This is a genomic window from Pseudoalteromonas sp. ESRF-bin5, from assembly GCF_002632075.1.
GTDB lineage: Bacteria > Pseudomonadota > Gammaproteobacteria > Enterobacterales > Alteromonadaceae > Pseudoalteromonas > Pseudoalteromonas marina.
The window spans coordinates 1-12872 of sequence record NZ_NTLW01000223.1 but is presented as its reverse complement, the minus strand read 5'-3'; the positions used below and the strand labels follow the sequence as shown (position 1 = coordinate 12872).

Genomic DNA, 12872 nt, shown 5'->3' with positions numbered 1-12872 from the left:
TTATATTCTATTGCACAGCGTAAGTCTTTGAGTAATAACATACGAGCTTGTGCTTGCTCTCTCATATCACGAGAGAAAAATTCAAAGCCATTACGGCCATTATTTTTAGCCTTATACATTGCCTGATCGGCTGCTTTTAATAGCTGCTCGGTATTTTCACCATCTTCGGGCGCACAGGCTATACCCATGCTGGCACTTATAAATACTTCTTCATTTTCAACATGTATCGCAGACGATAAGCTTTGTAAAATATTGCTAGCAATCTGGTTTATATGGCGAGTACTTTTAATATGATTAAAAACAATAACAAATTCATCACCACCAATACGCGCAACAAATTCGGCATTTTTAGCTGAATTTACAATACGCTGCGACACCACTTTTAATAGGTTGTCTCCATAGTGGTGGCCTAAAGTATCATTAATATCTTTAAAATGATCAATATCTAAAAGCATCACTACAAAGCTTTCATTATTTGAATTAGAAAACTGTTTATTTAGCCGTATTTTAAGCTCTAATCGATTTGGTAAATCGGTCAAATGATCGAAGTGAGCTTGTCGCCAAATGGTTTTATTTGCTTGTATTTTTTCAGTTAAATCAGTAAAGATAGCTATTCGGCGTGCAGGTTTGTTATTTTCATCGTAAACAGTGTCTATATTTAGCCACTCAGTAAATAGTACCCCATTTTTTTTACGGTTTATAATTTCGCCTTGCCAGCGACCAGTGGCATTTATTGATGCCCAAATTTTTTCATAAAACTCTTTTGAGTGCTCACCTGAAGAAAGTATGCGGGTAGAGTGGCCAATTACTTCGTCTTTAGAATATTGTGTTGTTTCACAAAAGGCAGGATTTACATCAAAAATAATACCGTTGGCATCTGTAATTGCCATACTTTCGCTACTGTTACCATAAACAAGAGACGCTAAGTGAAGCGAGTCTTCATTTACTTTGCGTTGGCTAATATCACGAAGCACAAGTATTAGCTCATCACTTTTTTCAAGATGATTTATGTTCGCCTCAAAATAGTGATCCACCACACCTGTACTGATTTTAAAATCAAAAGTGATGACGTCTTCGCGGTTGGATGCTTCACTCAAAATTTGTTCAGTGATACCTTCTGGTAATATGTCTAATAAGTTTTCAGGCAGTTTACTGCTTGCGGCGAATAGCGGGATAATGGTGCCGCTAACGTTAAGTATAGTACCCGTATTGTTGAATCTAAGGTACATATCGGGGAGGGCATTTAGTAACCCTGTCAACTCGTCGTGTTTGTTTTTTAAATCGGCTTCTGTTTGCAAACGTGTTTCAGCCATGGCTTCAAAGCGCGTATACAAAGCTGATAATTCAGGACTATTAGGTTTTATTTTATGAGCGGGCATATTGCCTTGTGCTAATAGGTCGGTTGCTTGGGAGAGTTTTTCAATAGGGTAAAAAATACTTTTTTTAATTAAATGGTGGCCAATAAAAGCAATAATTAAAATAGCGCTAAAAAATAAAATAATAGTTTCTAAAAAGTGTTTATTTGCTCGATTAATATATTTATCAGTGGGCGATGTGATGTAAATTTCTAAATTATTGTTATTAATGTCATTATAAATAGTTGCTCGGTGAAAGATTTGATTGACGTTGTTATCGTCTTTAAACATAGCTAATGAGCTATCGCTATGTAAAAAGTGTTTGTTGTTAATTTTTTCCCCTAAAGGTAGCAATGAGTTTGGGTAACTTGCCAGTACAAGGCCATTAGAATCAGCAATAACAGCGTTCGAACCCATTGGGAATTCGGCTTTGTCTAAAGCTGCACTCCACCAGTCAAGTGCAATCACTGAAACAACAACGCCCTTTAATTGCTCTTGCTTATCAATAATAGGGTGAGCAAAGTTAACACTGGGTGCTTGAATGCTTCTGTCGTATTGAAAATACCCAATTGAAAAGCTTTTATTTGCTATGGCATTTTTAAAGTATTGCCTATCACTAATAGACACATTTTTTACTATGCCATTGGTTACACAAATTAAGTTTCCTTTGTCATCAACTACACCAATATTGGCAACGTTTGTGTAGAGCTCTTGTATTTGGTAAAAATAGCTAGGGCACGTGTCCGGAAGTTTAGGTTCTGCAGCAATTGTGTTTGCTAAAAACCGAGTGAGTTGCTCAGTCTCTCCAATCATTGCTGTTTGTTGGTGGGTTAAATGCTTAGCAATATTAACGACTTTTTCTTCGCTTTTTTCAATCGCAGCCTCACGTTCTGCCCAAAGGGCTAAAAATGTCACAAGAATGCCCGGGATACTAATAATGATTAGTAACCTATAAAATTGACTTTTGAGCGATGAAGTTAAAATACTTTGTCCCTTTTTTGAGTAAATTTAATGGTGATTGTAGTCAATAAAATATAAAAAAACCATATTTTATAAGTTGTTATGAAAAAATATTTTACTATCAAATCATTCTAAAAAAACGAATGGTTAGCGCGATATAAAGACATGGTTGTTTGGTTTTATCAGTGCTTTAATAAGTATAGATAACATTTCAGATAGTGATTTAAAAAATGAATATAGCAAAAATATTAACGTCCTATGCAACTCAAGATGGTGATGGTGTCAATATAAGCCGTATCCCTGGATTCGATGGTAAATACCTTGACCCGTTTTTAATGATCGATGAGCTCAAGTCAGATAACGAGGCTGATTATATGGGCGGTTTTCCTGCGCATCCGCACCGAGGTATGGAAACGTTTACTTATATTATTAAAGGAGGATTTGAGCACAAAGATCAAATGGGTAATAAAAAAGCGATCAGAGCAGGCGATGTGCAATGGATGAGTACAGGCAATGGAGTGATCCACAGCGAAATGCCTCTGCCTGATGCCAAAGACGGACTCCATGGTTTTCAAATTTGGATCAATATGCCAAGCAAAGAAAAAATGCGCGATCCCATTTATCAAGATACAACGCAAAGCCCAGCTCCAACTTTTAAAAATGAAAATGGTGTCACATTAACTGCCCTTGCTGGTTCATGGCAATTTGAGGCAGTTGAATTAACATCAAGTATTCAAAAGCTCTCTGCAAATGCGGCTTTAGCCGATGTAAATTTACCTGCTGGTAAGCAGCTAGAGCTTGCTCCTTTAAAACAACAAAATGTGATGCTTTACATACATTCGGGATCCCTTATCACGCCAGATAATCAAACATTCAAGGCGGGTAAGTTACTAATTTTAGAGCAAGGTAGCGATATTGATATATCAACGCAACATGGTGCAGGTGTATTAATTTTAGCGGGTGATCCGCTCAAGCAACCCATTGCACACATGGGGCCATTTGTTATGACAACACAAGCCGAAATACAGCAGGCCGTTCGTGATTACCAAAATGGTCAATTTGGCACACTTATTTAATTTTTGAGGAGCAAATAATGGGATTACTTGTTAATGGTCAATGGCAAGATAAATGGTATGACACAGATTCAAGCGACGGAAAGTTTGAGCGTGAGGCAGCGCAATTACGAAATTGGATCACGTCAGACGGTAGCGCAGGTGAAACTGGCGAAGGGGGGTTTAAAGCTGAGGCTGGGCGTTATCATTTATATGTTTCGTTAGCGTGCCCTTGGGCGCACCGCACACTTATTTTTCGTACGTTAAAAAAGCTTGATGAACTTATTTCTGTATCGGTTGTAGGCCCCGACATGTTGGTTAATGGCTGGGAGTTTGATCAAAATAACCACAGCACGGGTGATGCCTTATTTGCTAGTGATTACTTACACCAAGTTTATACTAAAAATAATTCTAATTACTCAGGACGAGTAACTGTTCCTGTCTTGTGGGACAAAAAACAAAACAAGATAGTTAGTAATGAATCTGCCGATATAATACGCATGTTTAATAGTGCGTTTAATGAAATAACAGGTAATAAAGACGATTACTACCCTGAATCACTTCGTAGTGAAATCGATGAACTTAATGCGTTAGTTTATCCAAATATTAATAACGGTGTTTACCGAGCTGGATTTGCAACAGCAAAACACGCGTACGAACAAGCATTCGACGATGTGTTTAATGCACTCGACAAAGTTGAAAAAATACTGAGTAAAAAACGCTACCTTGCGGGTGACAAAATTACGGAAGCAGATTGGCGCTTATTTACAACGTTAATTAGGTTTGATTGTGTGTATGTAGGGCATTTTAAATGCAATTTGCGCACAATTGAGAGTTACCCTTCGTTGAGTGGATACTTAAGGGATTTGTTCCAAGTTGAGGGAGTTGCAAATACGGTTGATTTCTATCATATCAAGCGGCATTACTATTTTAGCCACACTATGATTAATCCCACCCAGATTGTACCAAAAGGGCCAGAAATAAATTATTTGCAAGCACATGGCAGGGCATAGTTAACCAGCTAACCAATTAACCTAATTAGCCAGCCGTATTTTCTTATAAGGCTGGTTTCACTTTTACCAGACTGAACGGCAACGCCAGCTATAAATGCGCTGCTTAAGCCTACTTTACTGGCTGCAAAACGCTTTAATCGATATACAAACGCGGCTTGGTGTTGTCGCTTAAGCTCGCTTTGTAAATCCATTTGTTTAGTCAGTGCTTTTACGTTTGCATCAGGGTTTTTAATCAATATATCAACTAACATATTAATGTCCTTGTAAGTTTAATAATTGTTTAATGCTTTTAAGGGTTTTGCTAAAGCCTATTTTGTTGCTTAAATACGCAACGCTTTTCCATAGCCAAAATAAGCATGCGACCTGTAATAGTGTAACGGTTGCAATACTTACCCACACAGAACCAAATAGGTCGTATATCGCATAACCTGCCGCACCTAATACGCCCGCCCACAACAAAACCAAACCACTGGCAAAACAGCCTAAAAATATAGAGATCAATGCAAGCGATCTTAACGATAAGCGCCATTCAGCCTTTGCAAGCTGGTGGGTGATCTTTCCTTGAGTGTGATAATCATCCTTGAGCTGCTTTGAATACGTTAAGAGTTTTGCAATATGATCTTGCCAATCATCCTTTTGGTACTGTTGATCAGTCGTTTGGTTTTGCGCTGTACCATCCTTGGTTGTGCTCGAGTGGAAATTTTCCATCAGGTTTTACTTACGACGGAATAATGACGTAATTAACATACCCGCTGCAAATGCAATTCCTGCTGTAGCTAGAGGATTCTCAGATGCGAAGGCACGTGTTTTAGCTGTGCACTCACTCAGCTTTTCGCGAGCAATTAATTGCTTTTCGCTCAGTGCCTCAGCAGAACTAGATGCACCTTTTCTCACGCTACTTTCAGCTGTTGCTGCTTTTGTAGACAGTGCATCAACAGCATCGTGAGCAGCTGATGTTGCTTTTTCTGTCAGTGGGGCATCAGTCGTTTGTGCTTTAGTGTCAGACTTAATATCTGTAGTCGTATTTTGTTTAGTCGTCGTAGCAGTAGCCATAATCAATCCTTAATGAGTAAAAGTATTTAAGTAGTGCATTTACTGAAGCAACAATTAAACCAGACTGTGATATTTATGTAACCAATTGATTTTATTGGTTATAATGTTTTTTGTTGAGTCGTTTTTAACATATAATAAAAACGAAGCAGTAACTCTTACCACCGATCTAAGTAAATATTACAAAGTGAGTAAAACCCGCTAAAAAATTGTAATTATTCACTGTTTATTCAGTAATCAAACCATGTAAACAAAAAGTTATTAAAATGGATGAAAATATTTTTTTGTTTGTATCTCCACTTTTTCCCACGTAATTCAACTGCTTCGCCTGAACCCTTATTTTTTCTAGCTTAGAGACTCGTTAAAGGAGGTCAGCTTACTTGACAAAAAGGCTTGTCAAGCCCTAAACTGGAGCACTGTGGTAAAAAGTGGTTTTTAGTGGATCAAACTGGATCAGCATAGATTAATAGCTGATTAAAATAATTTAAAGCAGGCTAATTATGTTCCGTGGCGCGAGTTCACTGAGTTTGGATGATAAAGGACGTTTTGCGGTGCCGACCAAGTACCGAGAATCGCTGCTATCTGAAGATCAGGGAACAGTGATTTGTACCATCGCGTTAAATGAGCCCTGCTTGTGGTTGTATCCATTGGCTGAATGGCAAGAAATAGAAAGTCGCTTAGCTAAAATTTCCAATATGAATCCACGTGCCCGTAGAATGCAACGCATGTTGTTAGGCAATGCGACAGAGTATCAACTTGATAAAAATGGTCGGATTTTGTTAGCGCCGTCGTTACGTGCGCATGCAGACCTTGGTAAAAAAATAATGCTAGTTGGGTTAATGAATAAATTTGAAATCTGGGATGAAGCGCGTTGGAACGAACAAATGCGCCAAGACACTGAGCTTGAGAGGCTAGGTGATTTTGAGCCTAATTCAGATTTAGATAACTTTACACTTTAACGGCACAAAAAAAGGCAAACAATAGCTAATGACAGCGCAATTTGAACACGTATCTGTTTTGATGGACGAAACCATTGATGCCCTAGCAATTAAGCCAGACGGCATATATATGGATGGCACATTTGGACGAGGCGGTCATTCAGGTCAAATACTTGCTCGTTTAGGCGACGCAGGACGCTTACAGGCAATAGACCAAGATCCACAGGCTATAAAGTCGGCTGAAAAATTTGCCGATGACTCCCGCTTTGCTATAGCACACACTCGATTTTCAAAATTATACGATGTAGCTGAGCAAAACGATCTCATTGGTAAAGTGGATGGCATTTTATTAGATATTGGTGTGTCATCTCCACAACTTGATGATGCTGAGCGCGGTTTTAGTTTTATGAAAGATGGCCCGCTTGATATGCGCATGGATCCAACAAGCGGCCGAAGTGCTGCTCAGTGGTTGGCAGAAGCTGAGTTAGATGATATCACCCACGTCATTAAAAAGTTGGGTGAAGAAAAGTTCGGCAAGCGTATTGCACATAAAATTTTAGAAACTCGCGAGCACACACCCATTACAACAACTAAGCAGCTTGCTGATTTAGTTGATGAAGCCGTACCAGTGAAAGATAAGTTTAAACACCCCGCAACGCGCACTTTTCAGGCTATTCGTATTTATATAAACAGCGAACTTGAAGAGATACAAACGGCGCTGCAATCGGCCGTAAAAGTATTAAAGCCGGGCGGTCGCTTAGTGGTCATTTCGTTTCATTCACTTGAAGATCGCATAGTAAAACAATTTATTAGAAAACAGAGTAAGGGAGAAGCATTACCCAGAGGTCTGCCTTTAACCGATGCACAAATAAATCAAAATCTGACGTTAAAAGCAGTGGGTAAAGCTATTAAACCAAGCACTGAAGAAGTAGCGCGCAATCCGCGTTCACGAAGCTCTGTACTTAGGATTGCTCAGAGGTTGGGATGAATACAAAAGCAAATCATCGACAACCTCCCAATTTATTTTTCGAAATAATTAAAGGCCTTGGTGCTAATAAGCTCACCTTGGCCTTATTGGTTACGATATTTGTTTCTGGCTTTAGCGTAGTGCAAGTTACGCATTTAGCGCGCGGGCAATTAATTGAACAAGATAAATTACTGCAAGAACGAGATGAGCTTGATTTAGAGTGGCGATACTTACTAGTTGAGGAGGAGTTTTACTCTCAGCATGCGCGTATTGAAGAAGTGGCAACCTCGCAATTAAAAATGAAAAGACCGACGAGTCAGGATGAACAGGTAATTATAGTAAAATGAGAAATCGAGGCAAAAAACCAGTTAACAACTTAATCACATGGCGCTTTATGCTGGTGTGTTCGGTTGTGTTTTTGGTGTTTGTGACGCTAGTGTCTCGTGCCGCTTATTTACAAGTAATTGAACCTGATAAAGCACGTTCGGAAAGTGACAAACGTACAGTACGCGTTGAAAAACTTCATGTGCAACGTGGAATGATCTTTGACCGCAATGGCAAAGAGCTCGCGGTCAGTGTACCCGTTGTGAGTGTGTATGCTGACCCTAAGGCTTTACATAAATCACTGGTATCTAAAGTTGTTAGGCAAGCGCGAAAAAATGGTGAAGACAAACAAGCGTTGTTAGATAATGCAGTAGAGCTAAACAAACGCACCACACAGTATTACAAAAACGATTTACGTTGGCGCGAATTAGCTGATGTATTACGTATTGATCAGGCAAAAATTAATTCCCGACTTTTAAATGATCCGAGTCGTCGTTTTGTTTATTTAAAACGCCAAGTAACCCCTGCAGTAGCCGATTATATTGGTGGCTTGCGTCTTCCTGGTATTCATTTATTGGATGAGTCTAAGCGTTACTATCCGGCTGGCGAAGTGACCGCGCATATTATTGGTTTTACCAACATCGATGGTAAAGGCATTGAAGGCATTGAAAAGCTCTACGAAAACGCTTTAACCGGTGAAGAAGGTCGTCGAACTATAAGAAAAGACGCCCAAGGCCGTGAAGTGCAAGTGCTAGATGAACGAGAACGTGTAGAGCCCGAAAGTATTCAACTAAGTATTGATCAACGTATTCAGGCAATTGCCTATAAGGCTGTGAAGTCAGCGGTTTTATCTTATAAGGCTACATCGGGTTCAGCCATGGTGGTTGATGTTAAAACCGGTGAAGTATTAGCAATGGTTAATAGCCCGTCTTTTAATCCAAATAATCTAACCGATGCGGCTCCCCATAAACGCAGAAATCGCGCTATTACTGATTTGTTCGAACCGGGTTCAACCGTTAAGCCACTGGCCATTTTAGCTGGGCTAGACTACGGCGCAATTCAAGCCGATGAACAAATTGACACCTACCCAGGTTGGATGCGTTTAGGGGGAAGTTTAGTCCAAGATACGCGTAACCATGGTGAAATGTCACTACGAGAAATACTAAAATATTCGTCAAATATGGGGGTGACTAAGGTTACTCAGTTGGTTCCAAAAGACTACCTGGTGGGTTTATTCCAAAAGGTCGGGTTCGGATCTGACTCTGGCACGGGTATGGTAGGTGAAAGCAGTGGTTTATTTTACCCTAATCGTCGTTGGTCTGATCACGAAATTGCTGCATTGTCATTTGGTTACAATATTGCTGTTAGTACTGCGCAAATGGCTCGCTTCTATGCCATGTTAGGCGCGGGAGGTGTTAACAGACCGCTCACTGTACTAAAGCAAGATTCTATCCCTGAAGGGGATCGCGTTTTTCAACAGCAAGATGTTGAAGCGGTAGTAAACATGATGGAAAGCGTATTTGAAAGTGGTGGCACAGCACATAACGTTAAAGTTGATGGTTACCGTGCAGCGGGTAAAACGGGTACCTCTAAAAAAGCCGCAGTAGGTGGTTACGGTGATGAATATGTTGGTTATTTTGCAGGTGTTGCACCAGCAAGTAATCCACGTTTAGCTGTGGTAGTAATGATCAATGAACCTGGCGGTGATGTGTACTATGGAGGTGCCACTGCAGGCCCTGCATTTGCAGAAATCGTTTCTAACGCATTAAGAATATTAAACGTCGCACCCGACAAGGAAGAAGTTGCGTACGTAAAAGGTAAAAAGAACGATGCGTGATTTAAAAAGCATTTTAAAATACATAGAAATAGATGCACCATCGCAGCTTGTAAGTCATTTGCGATTAGATAGCCGAGACGTCAACCCAGGCGATGTATTTGTAGCAATAAAAGGCCATGAGCTAGATGGCGGGCAGTTTATAGCTAAAGCAATTGAAAAGGGTGCTGTCGCAGTTATTGCCGACAGACTGTGCGAGTTTGATGTTGCATTTGAGTCACTTTATTTAGTGTCTGAGCTTGATAAAAAGTTGGCTGAACTGGCTAGTCGTTTTTACGATAAACCGAGCCATAACCTTGATTTAATTGGTGTAACCGGTACAAACGGTAAATCGACTACCACGGCTATGATTGCTCATTTAGCGCAGTATTGTAATACGCAGTCAGCAATTATTGGTACGCTTGGTTTTGGCCATCCAGATAATTTAACGCCGCTCATAAACACCACGCCTTCAGCAGTCGATTTACAACATATATTGAGCGACTTACATCAAGCAGATAAAAAGCTGGTGGCAATGGAAGTGTCGTCGCACGGACTTGTGCAGCACCGTGTTGCACAGTGCCAGTTTAAAGCTGCTGTATTTACTAACCTTTCTCGCGATCACTTAGATTACCACGGTGATATGGCGAGTTATGGTGATGCAAAACTCATGCTATTTCGTGATTTTGCCCCACAGCTTGTTGTACTAAACCAAGATGACAACCAAGCAGGGCAGTGGCTCGAAAAATACGATTTTAATAATTTAATTTGCTACGGACGAAAAAATTTAGCGCCTAAAAATGCACAGTATGTGTACTTTTCAGATGTTGATTATTCGGATGAAGGTATTTCGGCGCAATTATCTACAAGTTGGGGTGATATTAAGGTAAAATCGCCGCTGTTTGGTGAATTTAATCTTTATAACTTAACGGCTGCTTTGGCCACACTATTGGGTTTAGGTTATCCCCTTGAGCAACTTATTGCAGGTTGCCAACAACTTCAGCCAGTAGCAGGACGAATGCAAGCATTTAGTGTTGCGGGTAAACCAACTTGCGTAGTTGATTATGCGCATACGCCAGAAGCATTAGCTTTAGCACTACAAGCCTTGCAAAAACATGTGCCAGGTGGCGTGAGCTGTGTATTTGGCTGTGGTGGTGACAGGGACAAGGGGAAGCGCGTATTAATGGCCCAAGCTGCTGAAAAAAATGCTAACAAAGTGATTATTACCAGCGATAACCCACGCTCAGAAGATCCAAATGTGATTATTGCAGAGGTAGCTTCAGGTTTAGCTGCACCTCAAAGCGCTCATTTAGAAGCTGATAGAGCGTCAGCAATTAGTTATGCAATTAATAATGCAGCTTCTAATGAAGTGGTGTTAATTGCGGGAAAAGGCCACGAAGACTATCAAATTATAGGCGATGAACGCATTGACTTTTGCGATCGCCAGTTTGTACAAGAACAATTAATAAAAACAGATAGAGGGACTCAAGCATGATCCCGATGGATTTTGATTGGTTAGCCAATGTGTTAACAACCGATTATCAGGGTGATAATCAGCAAGTGCTCAACATAAATACAGATACTCGCACAGTATGCGAAGGTGAAGTGTTTTTAGCACTCAAAGGGCCAAATTTTGATGGCCATAAATTTATAGCTGAGGCAAAACAAAAAGGCGCGATAGGCGTTATTGTCGATCATAAAGTCGATGTTGATATTGCCCAGTTTATAGTGAATGACACGCGTATAGCATTAGGCGCTATTGGTACAGCGGTTATGGCGCAAGTAGCACCTAAAACAATCGCTATTACGGGCAGTGTGGGTAAAACCACAGTAAAAGAAATGTGCGCGGCTATTTTATCTGTGCATGGCGATGTGCTGGCAACCAAAGGTAATTTTAATAACGATATTGGCGTACCGCTAACGTTGTTGCGTTTAGAGCCACAACACCGTTTTGCAGTAATAGAGCTGGGTGCAAATCATTTAGGTGAAATTGCATACACAACGGCAATGGCTAAACCTGATGTAGCGGTAGTGTGTAATGTAGCACCAGCCCACTTAGAAGGTTTTGGTAGCTTGATGGGCGTGGCCAAAGCAAAAGGCGAAATTTTTGATGGCCTTAAAGAAAATGGCGTAGCCATAATTAATTGCGACAGTGAGTTTAGTCAATATTGGCTAGATAAACTTGAAGGGCGCAACATAAAGCGCTTTTCAACCTCTGAAAAACTCGATATTTGGGCTGAAGATATAAGCTTAGATGCTAATGCACGTGCAAGCTTTACGTTATGTACAAAACAAAAAAAGGTACCTGTTACTCTCGCATTACCAGGCAAACATAATATCAGCAATGCGCTTATTGCAGCTGCACTGACAAGCGAGCTTGATGTCACTTTAGATGAGATTGCTCATGCATTGGCGACGATGGACGATGTAAAAGGGCGCGTAAACTTAATAGAAGTGTCTGACATGCTCACCGTGGTTGATGATACTTACAATGCCAATGTTAAATCGGTTAAGGCTGCCATTGACTTACTGAGTGATATGCAAGGGCATCGTATTTTAGCGCTGGGTGATATGGGTGAGCTTGGTGAAGACGCACGTAAATACCATCAAGAAGTTGGCGAATATGCGCTTGAAAAAGGCATTAATGAGCTATTTACGCTAGGTGTGTTGAGTAAGTGTGCAAGCGATGTATTTGCACTTGCGAATCGTCACTTCTCAAACCGCGATCAGATGCAGCAACAAATTCAAGCCACAATTAATCAAGTAAATAAAAAAACGACCATCGTCGTGAAAGGATCACGCAGTTCTCGCATGGAATTATTAGTAACCGATTTAGTTAATGGCCAGCAACAAGCCATCAATGGAGTATCATAATGTTAGTTTGGCTGGCTGAGTATTTAACACAGTATTTTAGTGGTTTTAATGTTTTTTCGTATTTAACGCTGCGCGCTATTTTGGGGATTTTAACTGCGCTCATTATGTCTCTGTATTTAGGACCAAAGCTAATTCGTGGTTTGCAAAAAATGCAAATTGGGCAAACAGTACGCGATGATGGTCCACAATCACACTTATCAAAATCGGGTACGCCAACTATGGGTGGCCTGCTTATTTTAGCGGCAATTTTTACAAGTACCTTATTGTGGGCCGATCTCTCTAATAAGTATGTGTGGGCAACGTTATTTGTAATTGGCTCACTGGGAATTGTCGGCTTTATCGATGATTACCGAAAAGTTATCCGTAAAGATCCAAAAGGGCTTATAGCGAAATGGAAGTACTTTTGGCAGTCAGTAATTGCACTTGTGGTTGCAACTGCATTGTACTTTACAAGTACGCAAGCTGCAGAAACGTCTTTAGTTGTGCCGTTTTTTAAAGATGTTTTACCGCAGTTAGGCTTGTTTTA

The 12872-nt window shown here is 40.3% G+C and carries 13 protein-coding genes; 9 read left to right on the top strand and 4 right to left on the bottom strand.

All coding sequences use genetic code 11. The features are described from left to right. Positions 1–2270 (bottom strand): diguanylate cyclase domain-containing protein (locus BCG07_RS13570; protein WP_286890547.1); only part of this gene is annotated, 2270 nt, incomplete at its 3' end. Between the two features lie 275 nt (positions 2271–2545). Here BCG07_RS13570 and BCG07_RS13565 point away from each other — a divergent pair. Together BCG07_RS13565 and BCG07_RS13560 are read left to right on the top strand one after the other, a co-directional pair. After that, positions 2546–3391, top strand: coding sequence for a pirin family protein (locus BCG07_RS13565; protein ID WP_286890545.1), 846 nt, complete (start codon positions 2546–2548; stop codon positions 3389–3391). 17 nt (positions 3392–3408) lie between these two features. Beyond that, positions 3409–4380 carry a glutathione S-transferase family protein gene (locus tag BCG07_RS13560; protein WP_286890544.1) on the top strand — a complete coding sequence of 324 codons (972 nt, stop codon included), beginning with the start codon at positions 3409–3411 and terminating at the stop codon, positions 4378–4380. An 8-nt stretch (positions 4381–4388) separates the two neighbouring features. Here BCG07_RS13560 and BCG07_RS13555 read toward each other — a convergent pair whose 3' ends face one another. From BCG07_RS13555 to BCG07_RS13545, 3 genes are read right to left on the bottom strand one after another with little or no spacing between them, the layout of a single operon-like run. Then, on the bottom strand, positions 4389–4631 hold the full coding sequence (locus BCG07_RS13555) for a hypothetical protein (RefSeq protein ID WP_010555678.1): 243 nt from the start codon (positions 4629–4631) through the stop codon (positions 4389–4391). 1 nt (position 4632) lies between these two features. After that, complete coding sequence (locus BCG07_RS13550) at positions 4633–5088, bottom strand: threonine/serine exporter family protein (protein WP_006792134.1); 456 nt, start codon at positions 5086–5088, stop codon at positions 4633–4635. 6 nt (positions 5089–5094) lie between these two features. Beyond that, entirely contained in the window at positions 5095–5433 is a 339-nt protein-coding gene (locus BCG07_RS13545; RefSeq protein ID WP_010555679.1) for a hypothetical protein, read from the bottom strand. A gap of 497 nt (positions 5434–5930) precedes the next feature. Here BCG07_RS13545 and mraZ point away from each other — a divergent pair, with 497 nt between their 5' ends. The 7 genes from mraZ to BCG07_RS13510 form a co-directional block, all read left to right on the top strand. Next, complete coding sequence (gene mraZ / locus BCG07_RS13540; protein ID WP_010555680.1) at positions 5931–6389, top strand: division/cell wall cluster transcriptional repressor MraZ; 459 nt, start codon at positions 5931–5933, stop codon at positions 6387–6389. A 28-nt stretch (positions 6390–6417) separates the two neighbouring features. Continuing rightward, positions 6418–7356 (top strand): 16S rRNA (cytosine(1402)-N(4))-methyltransferase RsmH, encoded by a 939-nt coding sequence (gene rsmH, locus BCG07_RS13535; RefSeq protein WP_010555681.1) that lies wholly within the window; start codon positions 6418–6420, stop codon positions 7354–7356. Next, entirely contained in the window at positions 7353–7682 is a 330-nt protein-coding gene (gene ftsL / locus BCG07_RS13530) for a cell division protein FtsL (RefSeq protein ID WP_006792138.1), read from the top strand. The genes rsmH and ftsL overlap by 4 nt, the downstream gene beginning before the upstream one ends. Beyond that, positions 7679–9496 (top strand): peptidoglycan glycosyltransferase FtsI, encoded by a 1818-nt coding sequence (locus BCG07_RS13525; protein WP_008126791.1) that lies wholly within the window; start codon positions 7679–7681, stop codon positions 9494–9496. The genes ftsL and BCG07_RS13525 overlap by 4 nt, the downstream gene beginning before the upstream one ends. Continuing rightward, the gene (gene murE, locus BCG07_RS13520) at positions 9489–10967 is read left to right on the top strand and encodes a UDP-N-acetylmuramoyl-L-alanyl-D-glutamate--2,6-diaminopimelate ligase (RefSeq protein WP_286890543.1); all 1479 of its coding nucleotides are present in this window, start codon (positions 9489–9491) and stop codon (positions 10965–10967) included. Before BCG07_RS13525 ends, murE begins: the two co-directional genes overlap by 8 nt. After that, entirely contained in the window at positions 10964–12346 is a 1383-nt protein-coding gene (locus BCG07_RS13515) for a UDP-N-acetylmuramoyl-tripeptide--D-alanyl-D-alanine ligase (RefSeq protein WP_243532685.1), read from the top strand. The genes murE and BCG07_RS13515 overlap by 4 nt, the downstream gene beginning before the upstream one ends. Beyond that, positions 12346–12872 (top strand): MraY family glycosyltransferase (locus tag BCG07_RS13510; protein ID WP_502694075.1); only part of this gene is annotated, 527 nt, incomplete at its 3' end. The genes BCG07_RS13515 and BCG07_RS13510, both read left to right, overlap by 1 nt.